The sequence below is a fragment of the Streptomyces sp. NPDC002536 genome (assembly GCF_053594995.1).
On the sequence record NZ_JBSFWU010000062.1, the window covers coordinates 1 to 20,045 of the forward strand.

22 protein-coding genes are annotated in these 20,045 nt (G+C 70.9%); 11 read left to right on the plus strand and 11 right to left on the minus strand.

The genetic code is table 11. From position 1 onward, the window contains the following. Positions 1-117 precede the first annotated feature (117 nt). Positions 118-2,259: a protein kinase domain-containing protein gene (locus tag ACWD4B_RS22305; protein WP_451422374.1), complete on the minus strand. Its 2,142-nt coding sequence runs from the start codon at positions 2,257-2,259 to the stop codon at positions 118-120. 531 nt (positions 2,260-2,790) lie between these two features. On the opposite strand from ACWD4B_RS22305, the gene ACWD4B_RS22310 reads away from it, so the two are divergent. Both ACWD4B_RS22310 and ACWD4B_RS22315 read left to right on the plus strand, forming a co-directional pair. Continuing rightward, a complete protein-coding gene (locus ACWD4B_RS22310) occupies positions 2,791-3,255 on the plus strand; it encodes an NUDIX domain-containing protein (protein WP_451422410.1) in 465 nt (154 codons plus the stop codon). 257 nt (positions 3,256-3,512) lie between these two features. Further along, positions 3,513-3,944, plus strand: coding sequence for a DNA mismatch repair protein MutT (locus ACWD4B_RS22315; protein ID WP_451422375.1), 432 nt, complete (start codon positions 3,513-3,515; stop codon positions 3,942-3,944). A gap of 8 nt (positions 3,945-3,952) precedes the next feature. Here ACWD4B_RS22315 and ACWD4B_RS22320 read toward each other — a convergent pair whose 3' ends face one another. Then, the gene (locus ACWD4B_RS22320; protein WP_451422376.1) at positions 3,953-4,756 is read right to left on the minus strand and encodes a class II aldolase/adducin family protein; all 804 of its coding nucleotides are present in this window, start codon (positions 4,754-4,756) and stop codon (positions 3,953-3,955) included. 17 nt (positions 4,757-4,773) lie between these two features. Further along, the gene (locus ACWD4B_RS22325; protein WP_451422377.1) at positions 4,774-5,574 is read right to left on the minus strand and encodes a YmdB family metallophosphoesterase; all 801 of its coding nucleotides are present in this window, start codon (positions 5,572-5,574) and stop codon (positions 4,774-4,776) included. Positions 5,575-5,820: 246 nt separating this feature from the next. Here ACWD4B_RS22325 and ACWD4B_RS22330 point away from each other — a divergent pair, with 246 nt between their 5' ends. Further along, the gene (locus ACWD4B_RS22330; protein ID WP_451422378.1) at positions 5,821-7,527 is read left to right on the plus strand and encodes a dihydroxy-acid dehydratase; all 1,707 of its coding nucleotides are present in this window, start codon (positions 5,821-5,823) and stop codon (positions 7,525-7,527) included. Next, on the plus strand, positions 7,524-8,315 hold the full coding sequence (locus tag ACWD4B_RS22335; RefSeq protein WP_451422379.1) for an SDR family NAD(P)-dependent oxidoreductase: 792 nt from the start codon (positions 7,524-7,526) through the stop codon (positions 8,313-8,315). Before ACWD4B_RS22330 ends, ACWD4B_RS22335 begins: the two co-directional genes overlap by 4 nt. 88 nt (positions 8,316-8,403) lie before the next feature. Here the strand turns inward: ACWD4B_RS22335 and arsM are convergent, their stop codons facing one another. Next, a complete protein-coding gene (gene arsM, locus ACWD4B_RS22340) occupies positions 8,404-9,174 on the minus strand; it encodes an arsenite methyltransferase (RefSeq protein ID WP_451422380.1) in 771 nt (256 codons plus the stop codon). Positions 9,175-9,272: 98 nt separating this feature from the next. Between arsM and ACWD4B_RS22345 the strand changes: the two genes are divergently transcribed. From ACWD4B_RS22345 to ACWD4B_RS22355, 3 genes are read left to right on the plus strand one after another with little or no spacing between them, the layout of a single operon-like run. Next, the gene (locus ACWD4B_RS22345; RefSeq protein ID WP_451422381.1) at positions 9,273-9,692 is read left to right on the plus strand and encodes an ArsR/SmtB family transcription factor; all 420 of its coding nucleotides are present in this window, start codon (positions 9,273-9,275) and stop codon (positions 9,690-9,692) included. Then, the gene (gene arsB, locus ACWD4B_RS22350) at positions 9,689-10,789 is read left to right on the plus strand and encodes an ACR3 family arsenite efflux transporter (protein WP_451422382.1); all 1,101 of its coding nucleotides are present in this window, start codon (positions 9,689-9,691) and stop codon (positions 10,787-10,789) included. The genes ACWD4B_RS22345 and arsB overlap by 4 nt, the downstream gene beginning before the upstream one ends. Continuing rightward, positions 10,782-11,195, plus strand: coding sequence for an arsenate reductase ArsC (locus ACWD4B_RS22355; protein WP_451422383.1), 414 nt, complete (start codon positions 10,782-10,784; stop codon positions 11,193-11,195). The genes arsB and ACWD4B_RS22355 overlap by 8 nt, the downstream gene beginning before the upstream one ends. 31 nt (positions 11,196-11,226) lie before the next feature. Here the strand turns inward: ACWD4B_RS22355 and ACWD4B_RS22360 are convergent, their stop codons facing one another. Both ACWD4B_RS22360 and ACWD4B_RS22365 read right to left on the minus strand, forming a co-directional pair. Then, positions 11,227-11,787, minus strand: coding sequence for a hypothetical protein (locus ACWD4B_RS22360; RefSeq protein ID WP_451422384.1), 561 nt, complete (start codon positions 11,785-11,787; stop codon positions 11,227-11,229). A gap of 32 nt (positions 11,788-11,819) precedes the next feature. Continuing rightward, positions 11,820-12,020, minus strand: a complete 201-nt coding sequence (locus ACWD4B_RS22365) for a hypothetical protein (RefSeq protein ID WP_451422385.1) — start codon at positions 12,018-12,020, stop codon at positions 11,820-11,822. Between ACWD4B_RS22365 and ACWD4B_RS22370 the strand changes: the two genes are divergently transcribed. Both ACWD4B_RS22370 and ACWD4B_RS22375 read left to right on the plus strand, forming a co-directional pair. Beyond that, on the plus strand, positions 12,015-12,371 hold the full coding sequence (locus ACWD4B_RS22370) for a hypothetical protein (RefSeq protein ID WP_451422386.1): 357 nt from the start codon (positions 12,015-12,017) through the stop codon (positions 12,369-12,371). The two genes, ACWD4B_RS22365 and ACWD4B_RS22370, sit on opposite strands and share 6 nt — an antisense overlap. Then, entirely contained in the window at positions 12,368-12,910 is a 543-nt protein-coding gene (locus ACWD4B_RS22375; RefSeq protein WP_451422387.1) for a hypothetical protein, read from the plus strand. The genes ACWD4B_RS22370 and ACWD4B_RS22375 overlap by 4 nt, the downstream gene beginning before the upstream one ends. A 64-nt stretch (positions 12,911-12,974) precedes the next feature. Here the strand turns inward: ACWD4B_RS22375 and ACWD4B_RS22380 are convergent, their stop codons facing one another. Continuing rightward, positions 12,975-13,832 (minus strand): cyclase family protein, encoded by an 858-nt coding sequence (locus ACWD4B_RS22380; RefSeq protein ID WP_451422388.1) that lies wholly within the window; start codon positions 13,830-13,832, stop codon positions 12,975-12,977. Beyond that, a complete protein-coding gene (locus tag ACWD4B_RS22385; RefSeq protein WP_451422389.1) occupies positions 13,825-14,457 on the minus strand; it encodes a response regulator transcription factor in 633 nt (210 codons plus the stop codon). The genes ACWD4B_RS22380 and ACWD4B_RS22385 overlap by 8 nt, the downstream gene beginning before the upstream one ends. 194 nt (positions 14,458-14,651) lie before the next feature. Here ACWD4B_RS22385 and ACWD4B_RS22390 point away from each other — a divergent pair, with 194 nt between their 5' ends. After that, positions 14,652-15,905, plus strand: a complete 1,254-nt coding sequence (locus tag ACWD4B_RS22390; RefSeq protein ID WP_451422390.1) for an MFS transporter — start codon at positions 14,652-14,654, stop codon at positions 15,903-15,905. Here the strand turns inward: ACWD4B_RS22390 and ACWD4B_RS22395 are convergent. Both ACWD4B_RS22395 and ACWD4B_RS22400 read right to left on the minus strand, forming a co-directional pair. Further along, the gene (locus ACWD4B_RS22395) at positions 15,821-16,624 is read right to left on the minus strand and encodes a transporter substrate-binding domain-containing protein (RefSeq protein WP_451422391.1); all 804 of its coding nucleotides are present in this window, start codon (positions 16,622-16,624) and stop codon (positions 15,821-15,823) included. The two genes, ACWD4B_RS22390 and ACWD4B_RS22395, sit on opposite strands and share 85 nt — an antisense overlap. Positions 16,625-16,720: 96 nt before the next feature. Beyond that, complete coding sequence (locus tag ACWD4B_RS22400; protein WP_451422392.1) at positions 16,721-17,701, minus strand: helix-turn-helix transcriptional regulator; 981 nt, start codon at positions 17,699-17,701, stop codon at positions 16,721-16,723. A 141-nt stretch (positions 17,702-17,842) separates the two neighbouring features. Here ACWD4B_RS22400 and ACWD4B_RS22405 point away from each other — a divergent pair, with 141 nt between their 5' ends. Then, positions 17,843-18,613, plus strand: coding sequence for a G1 family glutamic endopeptidase (locus ACWD4B_RS22405; protein WP_451422393.1), 771 nt, complete (start codon positions 17,843-17,845; stop codon positions 18,611-18,613). A 147-nt stretch (positions 18,614-18,760) separates the two neighbouring features. On the opposite strand, the gene efeB is transcribed toward ACWD4B_RS22405, so the two are convergent. Beyond that, positions 18,761-20,029: an iron uptake transporter deferrochelatase/peroxidase subunit gene (gene efeB, locus ACWD4B_RS22410; protein ID WP_451422394.1), complete on the minus strand. Its 1,269-nt coding sequence runs from the start codon at positions 20,027-20,029 to the stop codon at positions 18,761-18,763. Positions 20,030-20,045 lie beyond the last annotated feature (16 nt).

A 20,045-nucleotide genomic window follows, 5' to 3' on the forward strand; every position in this document is an offset into this window, starting at 1 on the left:
GTCGAGGTTCTCGGGGCTGCGCCCCGGACCCTGGGGTAGTGCGTCGGCTGCAGGCCGTCGGTGGCCGATCGCGCAGTTCCCCGCGCCCCTTACGGGGCGCACCGCACCCACGAGTGATCAGGAAGGGAGCGTCCCCGTAGCCGCGTCGATGGCCAGCAGGCCCTTCTCGTTGGTCACGTAGACGAAGCCGTTGGCCGCGACCGGGGCGTTGTGCCACGTCAGGCTGTTCACGGAAGCCCCGGTCCTGACGGACCAACGCTGGCCACCGGAGCCCGCGTCGACGGCGTACACGATCCCGTTCAGGGAGTCGGCCAGGTCGGCGACGTACACCTTGCCGTCCGCCACGGCGGGGGTCGACGGGAGGATGGGGCCGCCGATGACGAAGTCCCACTTCTGGGCGCCGGTCCTCGCGTCCAGCGCGTGCAGGGCGTAGTCGCTGCCGCCGACGAAGACTGTGCCGTCGGCGAAAGCCGGGGGCTGGAGTCGGTACCAGGACTCGGCGCCCGCCTTGCGCTTGAACGGCACCGACCATCTCTTGGTGCCGGTGGCGGCGTCGAAGGCGTAGAGGGTGTCGTCGTTGCCGCTGGAGTAGACGAGGCCGCCGCCCACCGCCGGTGGGTAGGGGAAGCCGACGCCCTCCTGGTACGCCCACTTCTTGGCACCGGTCTTCGCGTCGAGCGCATAAAGGCTCCGGCCCTCGCCGTCGACGCCGATGTAGACCGTCCCGTCGGCGACCGCCGGGGAGCAGAAGATCTCCTCCCCCGTGGCGAAGCTCCACTTCCTGGCACCGGTGGCCGCGTCCACCGCGTACACGTTCTTGTCGAGGCTGCTGAAGAAGACGGTGCCGTCGGCGATGGCGGGTCTGCTGCGGATCCTGTCCTGCGCGGCGAACTGCCACTTGTCGCTGCCGTTCACCGCGTGCAGTTTGTCCCGCTCGTCACCGACGTACACGATGCCGTCGGCAACACCCAGCTGACTCACCTCGTTGGGCATGCGGATCGCACCCAGTTTGCTGCCGGTGAGGGCGTCCAAGGAGTAGATCGTCTGTCCGTCGGTGAAGTGGAGCGTGCCACCGGAGAGCACCGGGACGGACGGCAAGGGGGTGTGCATGTCGAAGCGCCACGGGCGTACGGCGGGCGATGCGGAGACCCCACCTCCGGCAGGGGCCTCCCGGCCTTGCCCGGCCGAGGACTTGGTGTCCGGGTCACCGTCCCGGTAGAGCAGCGCGGCGGTCGTTCCCGTGGCGGCCACCGCGGCCGCGCCGAGGCCGAGCCACAACGCGCGGCGGCGGGTGGGCAACCGGGGCTCGGCCGCCTTCGCGGCGGACGGCGGCTGCGCCGGCCTGGGCGGGGTCGGGGTCGGGGTCGGGGTCGCCGCGGTCCGGGTGGGGAGGTCGTGCGGGGCGACGGGCGGTTTCCTGGGGGCATCCGGAACCGTGGGGACGGCCGGGGGTGCGATGGGCAGGGCGCGGAGGGCGGCGTGGACCTCGGCTGCCGAGGCCGGCCGGTCTGCCGGGGTCTTCGCGAGGAGCCTGAGCACCAGGGCGTCGAGCGCCGCCGGGACGTCCGTCCGCAGCCGACTCGGCGGCACGGGTGCCTTGTTGAGGTGGGCGGTCATCATCGTCACCGGCCCGGTGGCCTGGAACGGCGTGGCCCCGGTGAGGAGTTCGTGCAGCACACAGCCGAACGCGTACAGGTCGGAGCGCGCGTCCCCGCTCTCCTCGGCGAAGCGCTCGGGGGCCATGTAGGCGAGGGTGCCCATGACCTTGCTGGACTTGTCGCTGGCCGCCATGTAGCGGGCGATGCCGAAGTCGAGGACCTTGACCTCGCCGTCCGAAGTGAGCATCAGGTTGGCGGGCTTGAGGTCCCGGTGCACCACGCCTGCCGCGTGGGCGGCGGCCAGCGCGGCCGCGGCCTGGGCCGCCCACTCCGCCACGGCCTGTACCGGAGGCGGACCGTCCGCGCGCAACACCGCTGCCAGATCCCGGCCCTCGATGTACTCCATGACCAGGAACAGCGTGCCGTCCCCGGAGTCCTGGCCCATGTCGTGGACGGTGACCACGCCGCGGTGGTTCAGGGCGCCCGCGGTCCGTGCCTCGCGGAAGAACAGTTCCGCACCGCCCGGGTCGTCCCGGTGGTGGGGCAGCAGCTTGACCGCGACACGACGGCCGATCACCCGGTCCCGGCCCTCCCACACCTCGCCCATACCGCCCCGGCCCACGAAGGCCACCAGCTCGTACCGGCCCGCAAGAACGCGCACTGCCACTCTCCCCCGCCCCTTGTCGGGCACACCGCCACCACCTGGCAAACGTGCCCCATTGAACCTCAGGAGGTATCGGGCATCCCAGCCGGTGTGCGGCTACGGACCGGGCCGACCGCCCCGGCGCCCGCCGACCCTCGTCTGCAAAGCCGGCAGCCGTCGCGCCGGGAGTCACAGGCGACAGCCGGCCACTTGATCGTTTCCGGCCGCAACGCAAGTCCCGTATCGGGTGAGCAGCCACGGTGGAGTGAATCGCACAGCCCGTCTCCGGCACCTCGCCCAGTGATGGCAGGGCGGTTGACCCTCCCCCGAATTTCCGCGCGATAAAACGCCCTCCGGCAGCCGTGACCTCGCCCGTTCGGGCGCGTTTTTCCGAGCACTCGTCCGATCGACCTGTCAATGAGGGGGCACAGTGCATCACCGCCACACCCGCCTCGCACATGCCACGGGGGTGCGTTTGCGAGTCGAACACCACGTCCAGGAACGGCCCTTCCGGAGCCTCGCCGAGGCGGTCACGAGGAGGCCTCGGTGATGACGTGTCCGCGCTATCGGCTCGTGGTCGACGTGATGGTGCTGATGGTCCGCGACGACGGGAGGGTCCTGCTGCTCCGCCGGGCCGGGCACGTCTACGCCTCCGGGTTGCTGTGCCCGCCCGGCGGGCACCTGGAGGACGGCGAGACCGTCACCCAGGGGGCCCTGCGCGAGGTCGCCGAGGAGGTCGGCGTCACGATCGCACGCCGTGACCTGGAGTTCTGCCACGTGATCCACCACCGCGGCCCCGAGGGGCAGGGCCGCATGGGGGTGGTGTTCACCGCGCAGCGGTGGGCGGGCCAGCCGTGCGTCCGCGAGCCGGAGAAGTGCTCCGCGCTGGTGTGGGCGGATCCCGCGCGACCACCGGCGGACTGCGTGCCGTACACCGCCGCGGTCCTGCGCCGGTTCTGTGCCGGAGACCTGCTGTCCGAGCACGGCTGGCCGGCAGGAGGCGGTGCGGCGTGAGGCGGACGGCGGAGAGAAGGAAGCAGCAGGCCGAAGGGTCGCCGTCGGAGCAGCTGCTGTTCGGCGGGCCGCTGGTCTGCTCTGGACTGGGGGCCCGGCGGTACGGGTCCCGGCACCGAGGTGCTGGGGGACGTGGCGGGCAAGCGCGTACGTACGACGTCGTGTAATCCGTCCACGGCCTTGCCTACATCGACCCGCACCGGCTTCTCCCCGCCCTCGCGCCCCGCGTCCGCGAGGGCGGCCGGTTCGCCTTCTCCGTGCTGCACACCGACTCGCATGGCATCGGCCCGTCGGATGCACTCGCCGCCCGCGACGAGATCCTGCGCCTGACCGGCGGCGGGGAGCTGACCGTACGCATGTGGGCGCTCAGCCCCACGCTGTGGGAGGACCTCCTGGTCGATGCCGGATTCCTCGTCGAGGACATCACCGTCCTCGACGCGATCGCCCTGGTACTGGACGAGGTCGGCGGGATCAACCGCATGACGGCCGTCGCGGTCGTCACGGCCTTCGACGGGACGCCTGCGGCGACCGAGCCGCACCTGGTGAGCAGCCGGCAGTGGAGAGCCCTGGACGAGCTTCCGGATCCGCTGTTCGTGCCCTCCGCCCAGGCCCTGCGCACCTGGCGGCCGGACCTTCCCGTCGACCATCCGCCCGTGCGCACGTACTGGGTGGTGCAGCAGGAAGGCTGACGATCACCTCACTGCAGAACATCCGGCTGTTCGTGGAGGATCTCCTCGCGCAGCGGCAGGAATCCGCGCCAGTTCTGGCCCTGCAGCCCCGTCTGGTGGTACGTGAACCGGGCCACCTCGGGGTCGATGGGCCGGAGTTCGCCGGCCGCCGCCGCGATGAGCTGGACCTGTGCGGCGCGTTCGGCCTGGACGTAGAGGGTGGCCGCTTCCTCCACGCTGCGCCCCACGGTGAGCAGTCCGTGGTTGGCCAGGATGGCCGTGCTCATGGTGCCGAGCTGTTTGGCGATGCGGGCGCCCTCCGCCGGGTCGTACACGATGCCCTGGAAGTCGGGCACGACGACGTTGTTCTCGAAGAACAGGCAGGCGTCCTGGGTGATGGGGAGCAGGGGTTGTCCCAGCGCGGCGAGGGCCTTTCCGTAGAGGGAGTGGCTGTGTGCGGCTGCGACGATGTCCGGGCGCGCGTGGTGCAGTTGGGAGTGGATGGCGAAGGCCGCCTTGTTCACGGGCGCGTCGCCGTGGACGACGAATCCGTCGGAGTTGACGAGAATCAGGTCGGACACCCGGATCCGGGAGAACGACCGTGCGAGGGGGTTCACCCAGAAGTGGTCGTGGAGTTCCGGGTCCCGCACGGTGATGTGTCCGGCCAGGTGCTCGCCGTAGCCGAATTTGCCGAAGATCCGGAAGGCGATGGCGAGTTGTTCCCTGCGGTGCCGGCGTTCCTCCTCCACGGTGGCGAACTCCGGCGGTCCGGGGAGTTTCGGGTCGCGGGGGGTGAGGGATGCGGCGAAGGTTCCGTCGGTCGGCCTGGTCATCCCGGTTCCTCTCCTGCTCAGCCGGTCAGCACGGCGTCGTCCAGTCGCTCCGCTTTGACGGTCCTGTTGCCCACGATGCTCATTACCACCGCGCCGAAGGTGATCGGTGCTCCGGCGACGGGTACCGGCAGTTCACCGGCGAAGGGGTTTCCCCGTTCGCGCAGGTTGCACACCAGGTGTGTCGGGTCGAAGCCCTGGACTCCTCCGACGGGGCCGGTCATGCCCACGTCGGTGACCAGTACGGTGCCGCCCGGCAGGAAATGCAGGGGAATGGTCGGCTCGTGCGTGTGGCTGCCGAGCACCGCCGCCGCCTCTCCGTCGACGGCGTGCGCGAAGATCTGTTTCTCCAGGACGTGGTCGCCGTGGTAGTCGACGATGACGGCGCCCTGTTTCTCTGCCGACTTCCAGGCCCGGTAGGCGGGGAAGAACTTGTCGGCCACGCCTCTCGCGGAGTGCATCGCGCAGGCGTCGGCGAGGTTGACCACGGTCACCGTGGTGCCGGCCGCCTCCACGGTGAGGACGCCCCGTCCCGGGACGCCGTCCTCGACGTTGGCGGGGCGCAGGACCCGCGGCAGGTCCAGTGACGCCACGGCCTGCGGGCTGTCCCAGGAGTGGTTTCCGCCGCAGATGACGTCGGCCCCGGCGGCGAGCAGCCGCTCCAACTGCTCCACGGTCGTACCGAATCCGTCCGGAGCGCAGTTCTCCGCGTTGACCAGAACCAGGTCCACGCCGTACGCCCGGCGCATGTCCTCGATCCTGCGGACGAGGAGCTCCGCGGCTTCCGTTCCCACGACGTCACCGATGTAGAGAACTATCACCTGGCCGCCCCCAATAGGTAGTCCAGCCCGCCTTCGCTGTGCTGTGCTGCCCCGATCAGGTCATTCAACTCTGCCCAGGGCCATGCGGAGCCGCATCCCACCATCGTCACATTCACGCGCTACGACCTTCGGCACACTGCATCTGCTACGTAAGCGGATTCTTTGTTCTGCCCTCCGGCCGACTCGTTCCGTGCACCGGTCGAGCGATTAGGGTGAGCGCCCTCCCAGAAACGGAAGGTGGATGCGATGGCGGGATCTCGTCCTTCCCGGGCCAATCACATACTGACGGGCCCCGACCGGGCGGCGGCCAGGGCGGCACTGCGTGCAACAGGCCTGTCCGGCAGGGAACTGGCCCAGCCGATGATCGGTGTCGCGCACAGCTGGATCGGTACGATGCCGTGCAATCTCAACCACCGCGTACTGGCCGAGGCGGCCATGCACGGGGTCAGGTCGGCCGAGGCAACTCCGCTGGAAATCAACACCATTGCCATATCGGATGTCATCACCATGGGCACCGTGGGCATGCGCACCTCGCTGGTCAGCCGCGAGGTGATCGCCGATTCCATCGAACTCGTCGGCCGGGGTCATGCACTGGACGGGCTTGTCACGCTGGTGGGTTGCGACAAGACCATTCCGGCCGCGGCCATGGCCCATGTGCGCCTCGACATTCCCGGTGTCATCGTCTATTCCGGTACGACGCTTCCCGGCCGTTTCCGGGGCAAGGACGTCACCGTGCAGGACGTCTTCGAGGGCGTGGGCCGGCATGCGGCCGGTGAGCTCGACGACGCGGGGCTCGCCGAACTGGAGCGCAGCGCCTGCCCGGGCGCCGGGGCGTGCGGAGGCCATTACACGGCCAACACCATGGCGATGGCCATGGAGTTCCTCGGTCTGTCGCCGTTCGGCTCGATGGATCCGCCGGCCGGCGACCCGCGCAAGTCCGATGCCTGCCGGGACGCCGGGGTGCTCGCCGCCCGCCTGGTGGAGGACGGTCTCACCCCGAGCGCGATCCTGAGCAAGGACTCCTTCCGCAACGCGATCACCGCGTGTGCGGCCACCGGAGGCTCGTCCAACCTCGTCCTGCACCTGCTGGCCATCGCCGCGGAGAGCGGCATCCCGCTGGACATCGACGAGTTCGACGCGATCAGCTCCCGCACCCCGCTCGTCGCCGACCTGCGGCCCAGCGGCCGGTACACCGCCGTCGACCTGGACATCGCGGGCGGCACCCGGCTCGTCGGGCGGCGCCTCCTCGAAGCGGGGCTGCTGGCCGGGGACGCGCTGACGGTGACGGGACGTTCGCTCGCCGACGAGGTGGCCGAAGCCGTCGAGCGGCCGGGCCAGCAGGTGATCGCGCCCGCCGGTGCCCCGTTCGCCCCGTCGTCGGGGCTGGTCGTGCTCAGGGGCAATCTGGCGCCGGAAGGCTCCGTCCTCAAGACCACGGGGACCGGCACGCGCAGCCTGACGGGCCCCGCCGTGGTGTTCGACTCCGAGGAACTGGCCATGAGCGCGGTGCAGTCCGGCGCCATCACCGAGGGCGACGTGGTGGTGATCCGGTACGAGGGCCCGCGCGGCGGCCCGGGGATGCGGGAGATGCTCGGTGTCACGGCCGCCCTGGTGGGCCGGGGTCTGGGGCCCTCGGTGGGGCTGGTCACCGACGGCCGGTTCTCCGGGGCCACCCTCGGTCTGATGGTGGGTCATGTGGCGCCGGAGGCCGCCGACGGCGGGCCTCTCGCCGCCCTGCGGGACGGCGACCTCGTGACCATCGACCTGGACCGCCGGGTGGTCGACGTGGACCTTTCCCCGGCCGAGCTCTCCCAGCGCCTGAAAGAATGGGAGGCACCGCCGTCCCGGTGTCCCGCCGGGGTGATGGCCAAGTACCGCGACGTCGTCTCCTCGGCGGCGATCGGCGCGATCACCACGCGTCCGCGTTCCCGCGACCGAACGGAGAACCCATGAGCCCGGCTCCGTCCCCCGAGCACAGGCCCGGCCGGCTGTCCGGCAAGTCCGCGGTCGTCACGGGAGCGGCCCGCGGTATCGGACGCGCCACCGCCCTGCGCTTCGCCCGTGAGGGCGCACTGCTGACCCTCACCGACGTGGACGGCAAGGCCCTCGGCGAACTGGCCGCGGACCTGGCCGCACAGGGCGCCGAGCCGGCCACGGTGGTCGGGGACGTGTCGGTGCCCGCGGACGCCGAGCGGATGATCGCGGCCGCGGTCGAGGCGTACGGCAGGCTGGACGTGCTCGTCGCCAACGCCGGGATCCTGCCGCTGATCAGGATCACGGACGCGTCCGCGGACGACTGGGACCACGTCATGGCGGTCGACGGCAGGGGCATGTTCCTCACCTGCAAGTTCGCCATCGAGCAGATGGCCGCTGCCGGCGGCGGCGCGATCGTGTGCCTGTCGTCCATCTCCGGGGTCGCCGGCCAGGCGGGCCAGAGCACCTACGGCCCGGCGAAGTTCGTGGCCACCGGGCTCACCAAGCACCTCGCGGTGGAATGGGCGGCGCAGGGCATCCGGGTCAACGCCGTGGCGCCGGGGACGATCCGTACCGACCGGGTGCGCCGGCTGCCGGACGAGCCGGGCGGCGCGGCGTACCTCGCCGAGATCGAGCGCAGGCACCCGATGGGAAGGATCGGCGAACCGGACGAGGTCGCGGCCGCGATCGCCTTCCTCGCCTCGGACGAGGCCTCGTTCATCACCGGGGCGGTGCTGCCCGTGGACGGCGGATACCTGGCGCAGTGAGCGGCGGTTCCGGCCCGCCCCGGTCCCGGGCGGGCCGGAACCGGTGCGTGGGGGGCCACTCGGGCGCGGGAAATGAGCTCCGGGGCGCTCAGCTTCGGCAGCCGCAACCGGGCTCGGTCTTGGTGGCGCGAACGATGGCGGAGTGCATGCCGTCGGCGACCTGGAGGGTCGGAGTGATCTCGATGTCGGTGAACCCGGCGGCTTCGAGGCCCTGACGATATTCGGTGAAGGACAGGGCGCCGGCGATGCAGCCGACGTAGTCGCCGTGCTCGGCCCGCTGCTCGGGGGTGAGGGTGTCGTCGGCGACAACGTCAGAGACGCCGACGCGGCCGCCCGGCTTGAGGACGCGGTAGGTCTCGGCGAAGACGGCCGCCTTGTCGGTGGACAGATTGATCACGCAGTTGGAGATCACGACGTCGATCGAGCTCGCCGGGAGGGGGATGGCCTCGATGGCGCCCTTGAGGAACTCGACGTTCGTGGCGCCGGCCTTTTTCGCGTTGGCCAGTGCCAAGGCGAGCATCTCGTCGGTCATGTCCAGTCCGAACACCTTGCCGGTGGGGCCGACCCTGCGGGCGGAGAGGAAGACATCGATGCCGCCGCCTGAGCCGAGGTCGAGAACGCGGTCGCCTTCGCGGAGGTCGGCGACGGCGGTGGGGTTGCCGCAGCCGAGGGCGGCGGCGACGGCTTCGGCGGGCAGCTCGTCGCGGTCGGCGGCGGCGTAGAGGGCGGAGCCGAAATTATCGTCGATCTCGATGGCCTGCGGTCCGCAGCAGGCGGTGCCGCCTTCGGTGACCTGGACGGCGGCGGCCGCATAGCGGCGGCGGACGGTCTCCCGCAGGTCGGCACGCTGCTCGCTCATGATCGTGCCTTTCGTCGGTGTCCGGCCGCCGGACCGGCTGCATTGACGTTCTTGAATGCAAGGTTGCACCTTGGATCGAAGAACGTCAACATAGAAGGATGTCGAAACAAGAGCTTGTGGTGCTCGGCCAGAACGACAGCACGGACGACAGCACGGATGGGTGCTGCCCGACCTTGCTGACCGCCCCGCTGGGCGAGGACCAGGCCGTGGAGCTGGCGAAGGTCTTCAAGGCCCTGGGCGACCCGGTGCGGCTGCGGCTGCTGTCGATGATCGCCTCCCGCCGGGGCGGGGAGATCTGCGTCTGCGACCTCACGCCCGCGTTCGACCTGTCCCAGCCGACGATCTCCCACCATCTCAAGCTGCTGAAGCAGGCCGGTCTGATCGCCTCCGAGCGCCGCGGGACGTGGGTGTACTACCGGCTCCTGCCTGCCATGACGGACAAGCTCGCCGCCGTGCTCACCCGTCCCGGACATAAGGTCCCCGACGAGGCGGCCGAACTCGCCGGGGCCGCCTCGTGAGCGGGACGGCCGCCGGGGCGGTGGCGGGGCGACTGTCGTTCCTGGACCGGTTGCTGGCCGTGTGGATCGTTCTCGCCATGGGTGCCGGCCTGGGCCTGGGGCGTCTCGTCCCGGGTCTGGGCGACGCGCTGGCGAAAGTGACCGTCACCGGGGTCTCGCTGCCGATCGCCCTCGGCCTGCTCGTGATGATGTATCCGGTCCTGGCCAAAGTCCGCTACGACCGCCTTGATGCCGTCACCCGCGACAAGCGCCTGCTGGTGCCGTCCCTGGTCCTGAACTGGGTCCTGGGCCCGGCGGTGATGTTCGCTCTCGCCTGGCTGTTCCTGCCGGACCTGCCGGAATACCGGACCGGGCTGATCATCGTGGGGCTGGCCCGCTGCATCGCCATGGTCATCATCTGGAACGACCTGGCCTGCGGCGACCGCGAGGCCGCCGCCGTCCTCGTCGCGTTGAACTCGGTGTTCCAGGTGATCGCGTTCTCCGCCCTGGGCTGGTTCTATCTCTCCGTCCTGCCGCGATGGCTCGGCCTGGAGGCCACCGAGTTGAACGTGTCGGTGTGGGAAATCGCCCGCAGCGTGCTGATCTTCCTCGGCATCCCGCTCGCCGCCGGGTTCCTGACGCGCCGTCTGGGCGAGAAGGCCCGCGGCCGGACCTGGTACGAGACCGAACTGATCCCCCGCATCGGCCCGTTCGCCCTGTGGGGCCTGCTGTTCACCATCGTCGTGCTGTTCGCCCTCCAGGGCGAGGCGATCACCTCCAAGCCCCTGGACGTGGCCCGCATCGCGCTGCCCCTGCTGGTGTACTTCGCCGTGATGTGGACCGGCTCGATGGCCCTGGGCAAGGCGGTCGGATTGGACTATCCGCGTGCGACGACGCTGGCGTTCACCGCCGCGGGCAACAACTTCGAACTCGCCATCGCGGTCGCCATCGCGACGTTCGGCGCCTCCTCCGGGCAGGCCCTGGCCGGGGTCGTCGGACCCCTCATCGAGGTCCCCGTCCTGATCGGCCTGGTCCATGTCGCCCTCGCGGCCCGCCGTCGCTTCCCCCACTCGCCCGCAACCGCGGCCGCTCCAACGGAAGGTACTGCCCGTGTCTGACATCTCCTCGAAGCCGTCGGTGCTGTTCGTGTGCGTCCACAACGCCGGACGCTCGCAGATGGCCGCCGCCTTCCTCACCCGCCTCGGCCAAGGCCGCGTCCAGGTCCGCTCGGCCGGCTCCGCCCCCGCCCGGGCCGTCAACCCGGCCGTCGTGGAGGCCATGGCCGAGATCGGCATCGACGTGTCCGCCGAGGTTCCGAAGGTGCTGACCACCGAGGCCGTGCAGGCGTCCGACGTCGTGATCACCATGGGCTGCGGCGACGCCTGCCCCGTCTTCCCCGGCAAGCAGTACGTGGACTGGAAACTGGAGGACCCTGCCGGGCAGGGTTTGGAGGCCGTCCGCCCGATCCGTGATGCGATCGAAGCCCGTGTCCGTGGTCTGCTGGCTGAACTGCTGCCTGCGTGATCGCCCAGGCAGCAGCCGCAGCTCCCAGGAGTCAGCCCACCGCTTCGGCCTCCCGCGTGGTCTTCGTCCACCCGGTCTGCCCCCGCAGCATGCGGAAAAGCGCACTCCAAGCACAGACGAACGACATGTAGTTCATGACCACGAAGGAACGCCCGAGCACCAGCGCCCGCGCCACCCCCACTCCCTTGTCCCGGCGCAGATACGTCCAGGACGTGGCGAGCGCGGGAGCGAAGGCGAGCAGGTACCAGGCCAGCAGATTGGCCGGCCACTTCAGCCAGGTGGCGTTGACGGCGCCGGCTCTCCGACCGCGCAGGACCAGGACGTTGGGGCTGCGGACGAACCAGATCAGGCAGTACTGGAAGAGGATCGACCAGGGCAGGTCCAGCACCCAGGGCACCAGCAGATAGGAGAACATCTCCAGGGCGGCCAGGTGTCGCATCCGGGGCGCGCGCCATATCTCGCCCATCCGCCGGATCGCCGTCATATGGCCCTGGTACCAGCGGGTCCGCTGCCGGACGAGCCGCCTCAGATCGCTGACACCCTGCTGGTCCACGGAGGCATGGGCGGTGGTCCGCAGCCGCCAGCCGCCCACGGCGAGGCTGATGGCCAGGTCCAGGTCCTCGGTCAGCGACTACGACCAGGGGCGTTCGCCCAGGCCGTCCAGTGCCCGCGGAGCCGGGTGAACTGACCGTTCCCGCCCAGGCTGACGGTCGAGGTGAGGTTGCGGCCGAACTGGGTGACGGCGGCCATCACCCAGAACTGGTAGTCCTGGAACCAGGTCAGGAAGTTGCCCCGGCGGTTGCGGATGCGTACGCCCAGTTGCACGCCGCCGACGCGGGGGTCGTCGAAGAGCTGGACGGCGTCTTCCGTGTCAGCGCACCCGACACCACGCCGCCCGGCACCTACAAGTCCACGCTGGAGATCCAGTACAGCGGCGACCTGAACCTGAAGGACAACACCTACCGACTGCCCGTCACGATCGTCGTACCGGCCCCCGTGGCGGACGAGACCGCACTGACGATTTATCAGGACACCGTCCCCGAGGTCGCGCCGGGCCAGCGGACCGTCTTCAACGTCCGCTACACCTCGCCCACCAGATCCAGGACGGCGGCCGGACCCTGGTCATCACGGCCAACCCGCACGTCAACACCACGACCAGCGACGCCGGTTCGGTGATCTACACCATCCCGGTCCAGGCCCGCCCCGACGCCGTGCCCGGGCGGTACGACAACGGCTCGGCCAGCATCGGCCGCCACGCGCCCGTACAGCTCTCCGGCAAGGTCACCGGTACCGCCCAGGACGAGACCGCACTGCGCGTGGTGCAGGAATCGGTGCCGGCGGCGGCACCGGGCCAGGTCACCACGTTCAACCTGGAGATCCGCTCGCTCGGCAACCAGCCGGTCAACCCCGGCACCATCGAGCAGCGCATCACCGCGCCGACGGGCTTCGTCTTCACCGGCAGCGCCTCGTACGGCTATTACCACGTCCAGCCGTACGTCACGGGGAACCTCGACACGCGGCTGGAGGACGGCGGCAGGACGCTCGTCATCTCGTCCAACCCGCACCTCAACACCGGGACCACCGACAAGACCGCCCTGATCCACACGCTCGGCATCCGGGCCCTGCCCGACGCCCAGCCGGGTGCGCAGCCCAACGACGGTCAGGCCGTCTTCGGCCGCCTGGCCCCGGTGGCGCTGTCCGCCCGCGTCCTCTGACGCTCACCTGATACCGCCGCCGTCGTCCATGTACCGGACGGCGGCGGCTCAGTCGTCAGCCGCGTCACCCTGCCCGCGGCACCCAGGCAACCGCCCTACCAGGCGCCCCCGTTGCCCCTTCCAGCTTGACGGGAAGGAAGCAGAACCAGGCGCCGCGCGGGGGCAGTGCATCCAGGCCGGCGAGCCCCTCGACGAAGACCGCGCCGGCGCCGAGGCCCGTCACGTGCACCTCGACGGGCAGTTTTCCCTGCACGGGGGCGATGCTGGGGGCGTCGATGCCCGTGCAGCGGACGCCGCGGTCCAGAAGCAGTTCGATCGTGGCGACGTCAGGTGCAGGCCAGGCGTCGCCGCGCCCGGTGACGATGACGTCGTGCGCATACGCCTGCCCGGCCGGGCCGCGGCGGTAGCGGGAGTCCCACCCGGAACGGAACAGCACCACGTCGCCCGCGGTCAGTTCGCCGTGCGCGTCCTCCCAGGCGGTGATGTGATCCACCGTCACCAGGGGACTGACGGCCGCTTCCCCGGCCGAGCCCGTCAGCGCCGAGACGTCGACGACGGCCGCGGGGCCGTTGAGCTGGGACAGCGGGACCCGGTCCGCCGACACCGCGCCCCACTCCCCCGCGTACGGCAGTCCGGAGTCCGCCTGCGGGATGAAGTGGGAGGGTGCGTCGAAGTGGGTTCCGGTGTGTTCGTCGAGCGCGAGCCAACGGGTCGCGTACGGGCCCTCCCGGCTGTACAGCGGGGCCGAGGCGACGTCCTGCCGGTTCTCGTACCAGTTCCACACCTTCGCCTGGTACGGCTGATGCGTGGGCCAGTAGCAGGGCATGTCCTCGGCCACCAGCACGGAAAGGTCGACGATCTCGTACCCCCCGGCCCATGGCAGCGAGGCTGTCCGGCCGTTCTCCGGGGATCCGTCAGCCATGCGACGAGACACCTCCTCTGTCACCCATCACACCCAGCAGAAAAGCCTTGTTGACGGCCTGAATCCGCGATCTCACGCCGAGCTTCGTGTAGATGTTGGTCAGATGCCGCTTCACTGTTCCTTCGGCGATGAAGAGCGTTCCTCCGACTTCGCTGTTCGTCAGGCCCTTCGCCACGAGGCGGAGCACTTCGACCTCGCGCCGGGACAGCAGCCGGCCGGATTCGTCGAGGCCCCGCATCATGTCCCGGGGGATCGACATGACGACCCGGTCGCCGCTGTTCACCACCATCCGTACGGCGGAGCGGAGTTCGTCGCGGTCGCCGTCGGGCACCAGAAAGGCCCGCACCCCGAGCCGTACCAGTCTGCGCAGCAGGCCGGGGTCGTCGCGTCTGGCCAGCAGGACCATGGTTCTGGTGCGCGGGGTCAGCGCGCCGATGAGCGCGATCAGGGTTTCCAGGGGCGGGCCGGGAATGCCGCAGTCGATGAGCACGACGTCCGGCCGCTCGCGCTCCACCGTCTCGATGCAGCGGTCCCCGTCGCCCGCCTGCCCCACGACGGAGAAGTCGGCATCCGTGCTCAGCAGCGCCGTGATTCCCTGGCGGTACAGGGAGTTGGGGTGAGCCAAGACAATGCTGATGCAATCTTGATTCTCGGAAACGGGACGCCCCCATCGCTCGACGACGTACAAATACTCGCGCCAATCTGCACAGTCAAGGCCCCAACACCCGTCAGAGCCAGGGAACTTGAGGGCTGCCGGGGAAGTTCATTGGGTGATACACCTGCCCCTACCGCCGACGCTCCGGACGCGAGGACGGCTGCATGACCACGTACGACGACCGACCGTCCGCGCACACCGGGGACGACGGCGACACCCACCGGCCCGCACGCCCCTTCCGGACCGTGGCCTTCGGCGTCGGAGCGGTCCTGGCCGCGAACAGCACCCCCACGCCCTTGTACGTCGCCTACCAGGAGCGGTGGGGGTTCTCCGCCACCACGCTCACCACCGTCTTCGCCGTCTACGCAGCCGGGGTCCTGGCGGCGCTCCTGCTCGTCGGCGGGCTGTCCGACCGGATCGGGCGCCGCCCGGTCCTGCAGGGCAGCCTCTGCGCGCTGATCGCGAGTTACGCGCTGTTCCTCGCCGCGGACGGGGTGACGTGGCTCTACTGCGCCCGCGCGGTCCAGGGGCTGGCGACCGGGGTGTTCACCGGTGCGGCCGGTGCGGCCCTGGCCGATCTGCACCCCCGCGCCGACCACCGGACCGCCGGGCTGGTGAACAGCGCCGCCATGCCGAGCGGCCTCGCGGTGGGAGCCACCATCAGCGGCGCGCTTGCCCAGTGGGGGCCGGCGCCACTGCGCTCCCCCTTCCTCGTGGTCGCCGGCGTCTCGCTCGTCGTGCTCGCGGCGATCAGCGCGTGGGTCCCCGAGACGGTCGCCGTGCCCGGGCGGCAGTGGTCACGGGTGGTACGCCTGCAGCCGCTGCGGGTGCCGCCCGAGGCGCGCCGCGAGTTCCTCGTCGCCGCGATGGGGGTGGCCGTCGCCTGGGCGGTCGGAGGGCTGTACCTGGGCCTCGCGGGCAGCCTGGTCAAGGAGTTGCTCCACGGATCGGACTCCTTCGTCGCGGGCCTGGTGATTCTGAGCATGCAGGGTGTCGCCGGAGCCGCCCAGCTGACCTGGGCCCTGCGCTGGAGCTCCGTCCCGGACCGGGTCGCCTCGGCGGTCGGCTGCGCCGCGCTGTGCCTCGGCATCCTGGCCGTCGCCGGTGCCCTGTTCACGGGCAGCCCGGTGCTGTTCTTCGCCGGGTCGGCGGTGACCGGCGTCGGATTCGGTCTCGCGTTCATGGGCAGCAGCCGCCGCATCACCCAGGCCGCTCCGCTCGCGCGGCGCGGGGAGACCCTTGCCGCGTTCTTCGTCGTCGCCTACCTGGCGTTCTCCGTCCCGTCCGTGCTGGCGGGCTTCCTCACCACCCGGTTCGGCCTGGTGCACACGTTCTACCTCTTCGCGGAGACCACGGCGCTGCTCTCCGCCGCCACCGCGGTCCGTTCCGTACGGCTCGACGGCATCCACCTGTCGTAGTACGCCTGGAAGGTGCCGTCCGCCACGGCTGCCGTCAGCCAGTCGTCGGCCTGTTCGGTGAGCGGGCTGTTCTTCGGCAGCATGTAGGCCTTCTCCACCACCGTGAACGGCTCGTCGGGGTGGACGGGCGCCAGCCCCGGGTGCTGCCCGGACTGGTACCTGGCCTCCAGCGCGTCCGTGATCATCACGTCCGCGCGGCCCTCGGCGATCTCGTCGAAGACGGTGGCGTTGTCCTTCCAGACGGTGACCGTGGCGTCCGGGAGGTGTTCCTCGACGAACTTCTCGTTGGTGCCGCCGGGGTTGACGATCACCCGGACGTCCTTGCGGTTGATCCGGTCCAGCGTCCGGTAGCGGTCCACGTCCTCCGACCTGACGAGCGGGACCTTGCCGTCGGTCAGGTACGGGTCCGTGAAGTCCGCCCGTTCCCGGCGTTCGTCGGTGACGGAGACGCCGCCCATGGCGATGTCGCACTTCCCTTGCACTGCAAGGTCGTTCATCAGGGTCGGCCAGGTCGTCGGGACGAACCGGGCGCTCCGGCCGAGGTGCGCGGCGAGATCGCGCGCCATGTCGATGCCGCCGTACTCGCCGGTTTCGGCGTCGCGGAAGGTCAGCGGCTTGTAGTCGCCGGTCGTGCAGACCCTGAGCGGGGCCTGCGCTGCCGCGTACGCCGCAGGACCCGCAGCGAGGAGAACGGCTGTGCACGCCAGGGCGGTTGCCACGGCCCTGCGGGAACCTCGAAGCGCGAGCACGGCAGTGGGCACCTTCCCGTCGGCGGCGGTGGCGTCACGGTAGCAGCAGGCGGAGTGCCCGCCCCGTCACAACAGCCCCGCCCGGGCCGCCTGGATGCCCGCCTGGAAGCGGGTGCGGGCACCCAGCGCGTCCATCACCTCGCGCACCCGGCGCTGGACGGTGCGCGGCGAGACGCCGAGCAGGCGGGCGATGCTGTCGTCGGTGTATCCCGCGCAGAGCAGCGTGAGCAGCTCCGCCCGGGGGTCGCCGCCCGCCGGGGCCCGGGTGTCCGGGACCCGTACGGAGCGGTTCCAGTACGCCTCGAACGTGCCGGTCAGCGCGTCCAGCAGGGACGAGGCGCGCACCAGCATGGCGCCGTGCAGTTCGGAGCCGGTGCACAGGGGCAGCATCGCCCACCGGTCGTCGACGACGGCCAGTTTGCAGGGGAGTTCGGGCAGCACCCGGGCCTGCTCCCCCGCGCCGACGCACGCACGGATCTCGGCGAGCCGGCCGGGGGCGCCGACCGAACCGGCCTCGTACACCACGCGGATCTGCACGCCCCGTCCCAGCAGGGCGCGTTCGAGGCCCGGGTCGGAGCGGACGATGTGCGGGGGCTTGTCGAAGAGCAGCACCCGGCGGCGGGCGCCGGCCAGCATCGACCGCCAGTGCTGGGCGATGGCGGCGGTGCCGGTGAGGACCTCGACCAGGTCGGTGGCGCACGGGCGGCGGGCGGAGTGGTACGTGCGCATCAGTTCGCCGATACGGCCGCGGGTGCGGTGGAGTTCCGCCTCGCGGCGCAGCAGCAGTGCCTCGACGGCCAGGTCGGGGGCGGCGGCCGACCAGCGGGCGGGGTCGCCGTCGCAGTGGTGGAGCAGGCCCCGCGCGGTGAGCAACTTCAGGAGCCGGCCCGCTCGTTCGGCCGAGGTGCCGAGTTCGTCCGCGAGCGATGCGGCCGTGCAGAACGGTGCGGCCACCGCGCAGAGGTAGGCGGCCTCCTCGTGCTCCGACAGGCCGAGCGCTTCGAGCAGGCCGGAGGAGGCCGGGCGGGACTCGTGAGGGACCACCACCCAAACATCATGACATGTTCCCGCCATAGCGGATTCCGGCCGGACCGAGCTGCTTGAGGACGTGCACCGTCACCCCCACCATGAGCCCCGGTTGGCCGACCACCCCCCACCGGCACACCACACCCCCAAGGAGCGTGCCCCATGGGCATATCCCCGGGCATCGCACGCACCATCGGCAGATCCGGCCCCCGCAGACCCCCCACGGCCAGGGCTGCGGCAGCAGCACTCCTGCTGTCCGCAGCCCTGGTGCCGGCCGGCACCGCGAGCGCCCACGCCTCCGCTTTCGGCCCGCTGAACGCCCGCCTGCAGGACAGCAACTGGGGCGGCTACGTCGCCCAGGGCTCGTTCTCCACGATCACCGGCTCGTGGACCGAACCCCACGCCACCTGCACCTCCTCCAACGACCTCTTCGCCCCCTGGGTCGGCATCGACGGCTACGGCTCGCAGTCGGTGGAGCAGGCCGGGGTGCAGACCGACTGCTCCAGCGGCTCGCCCGTGCTCTCGGCCTGGTACGAGATGTACCCGTCCCCGCCCGTCTACTGGAACGACCCGGTCTCGGAGGGCGATTCCATCACCGCGACGGTGGTCTCCAACGGCGGCGGCAGCTACACCCTCACCCTCAGCGACACCACCAAGGGCTGGTCCGAGCACATCGACCAGAACATCGGCGGGCAGAACGCGAGCGCCGAGGCCGTCATCGAGTCGCCGACGCAGAGCTATCCGTCCTTCGCCCGCCTGGACTTCTCCGGCATCACGGTGGACGGTCAGCCCTTCGACAGCGACCAGCCGCAGGCCCTGACCAGCGGCGGCTACGCACCCGGGCCGCTGCAGGGCGGGGCGTTCAGCATGGCGCCCGGCGGCGGCCCGCGCACCCCTGTGCCGGTCTCCCGGCCCGGGAGCATCCGATACTGAGCGCTACGCTGGACGGCCGGTGCATCGGCTGTCGGCTCGTCGTGGCCGGTCGCGCAGTTCCCCGCGCCCCTTCGGGCGCGAACACGCACCGCAACACGAAGGCCCCGTCACCGGGTTCGTCCGGTGACGGGGCCCACGGGCCGCGGCTCAGCTCTCCAACAGGCCCCGGCCCAGCCAGTCCTTGGAGTCCTTCACACCGGGCACCGCGTAGAAGTACCCGCCGCCGGTCGGCGAGATGTAGTCGACGAGCGGCTCGTCGATCAGGCGCTCCTGGGTGGCCTCGAACTGCCGCTTGACGTCCTGCTGGTAGCAGCAGAAGGCCAGGCCCATGTCGAGGTTGCCGACGTTGTCGACGCCCCGGTCGTAGTTGTAACCGCGGCGCAGGATGCGGGAGTCGTCGGTGTCGTGCGTGCGGGGGTTGGCCTTGCGGATGTGGGCGGTGAGCGGTATCGCCTCGCCCTTGGGGTCCTTGGCGTAGTTGGGGCTGTCGGTCTCCTTGGCCCCGTCCAGCGGCGCACCGGTGTCCTTGCGGCGGCCGAACATCTTCTCCTGCTCGGTGAGCGAGACGCGGTCCCAGAACTCGACGAGCATGCGGATGATGCGGATCACCTGGTAGCTGCCGCCGACGGCCCAGGAGGGCTCGCCGAGCTGGTCCGTCACCCACACCAGCCGCTTCATCTCGCGCGCGGACTCGGTGTCGGGGTTGACGATGCCGTCCTTGAAGCCGAGCAGGTTGCGCTGCGCGCCCGTCGGGCGGGGCGCGTTCTGGAAGCCGTCGATGCGCCACTTGATCTGCATGGCGCCGCGGGTGTGCCGGGCGATGTCGCGCAGGGCGTGCAGGACGGTGTCCTGATTCTCGGCGCAGATCTGCAGCGAGAGGTCGCCGTGGCACTCGGCGGCCTGGAGGTTGTCGTTGGGGAACGTCCGCATCGGCGTGAGCTTGCGGGGCTTGGCCTTGGCGAGCCCGAAGCGGTCGTCGAAGAGGGACGCGCCCACGCCGAGGGTGACGGTGAGCCGGTCGGCGGGGACCGTCGGGCCGAGGATGCCGTTGTCCGAGGGCGGTGCGCCGACCCCCAGGTCGACGGGGGCGCCGCCCGCGGTCAGGAAGCGGGCCCGCTCGGTGATCGTCCGGAACAGGTCGGCGAGTTCCTTGCGGTTGTCGGCGATCACGTTGAGCGAGAGGAAGGCCGCGGCGGCGGGCTGCGGGGTGAGGATGCCCGCCTGGTACGCGCCGTGGAAGTCGACCTTGCCCGCGCTCCTGGTGTCGGCGGCCTGCGCCTGTCCCGCGCCGGCCTGGCCGAGCGCGAAGCCGCCGCCGGCGAGGGCGGCACCGGCCGCGCCCGCCCCGAGCGCCGTCTTGACGAAACCGCGGCGGCCGGCGGCGAAGCCCATCGGGCAGGCGGATTCGGCGGTCATGTTCTGGTTCCCTTCG

Coding starts and splice junctions, on each gene's coding strand:
- ACWD4B_RS22310 (WP_451422410.1), top strand. CDS start 2,791: ATGACGTGTCCGCGCTATCGGCTCGTGGTCGACGTGATGGTGCTGATG.
- ACWD4B_RS22320 (WP_451422376.1), bottom strand. CDS start 4,756: ATGACCAGGCCGACCGACGGAACCTTCGCCGCATCCCTCACCCCCCGC.
- ACWD4B_RS22330 (WP_451422378.1), top strand. CDS start 5,821: ATGGCGGGATCTCGTCCTTCCCGGGCCAATCACATACTGACGGGCCCC.
- ACWD4B_RS22335 (WP_451422379.1), top strand. CDS start 7,524: ATGAGCCCGGCTCCGTCCCCCGAGCACAGGCCCGGCCGGCTGTCCGGC.
- arsM (WP_451422380.1), bottom strand. CDS start 9,174: ATGAGCGAGCAGCGTGCCGACCTGCGGGAGACCGTCCGCCGCCGCTAT.
- ACWD4B_RS22345 (WP_451422381.1), top strand. CDS start 9,273: ATGTCGAAACAAGAGCTTGTGGTGCTCGGCCAGAACGACAGCACGGAC.
- ACWD4B_RS22380 (WP_451422388.1), bottom strand. CDS start 13,832: ATGGCTGACGGATCCCCGGAGAACGGCCGGACAGCCTCGCTGCCATGG.
- ACWD4B_RS22390 (WP_451422390.1), top strand. CDS start 14,652: ATGACCACGTACGACGACCGACCGTCCGCGCACACCGGGGACGACGGC.
- ACWD4B_RS22405 (WP_451422393.1), top strand. CDS start 17,843: ATGGGCATATCCCCGGGCATCGCACGCACCATCGGCAGATCCGGCCCC.
- efeB (WP_451422394.1), bottom strand. CDS start 20,029: ATGACCGCCGAATCCGCCTGCCCGATGGGCTTCGCCGCCGGCCGCCGC.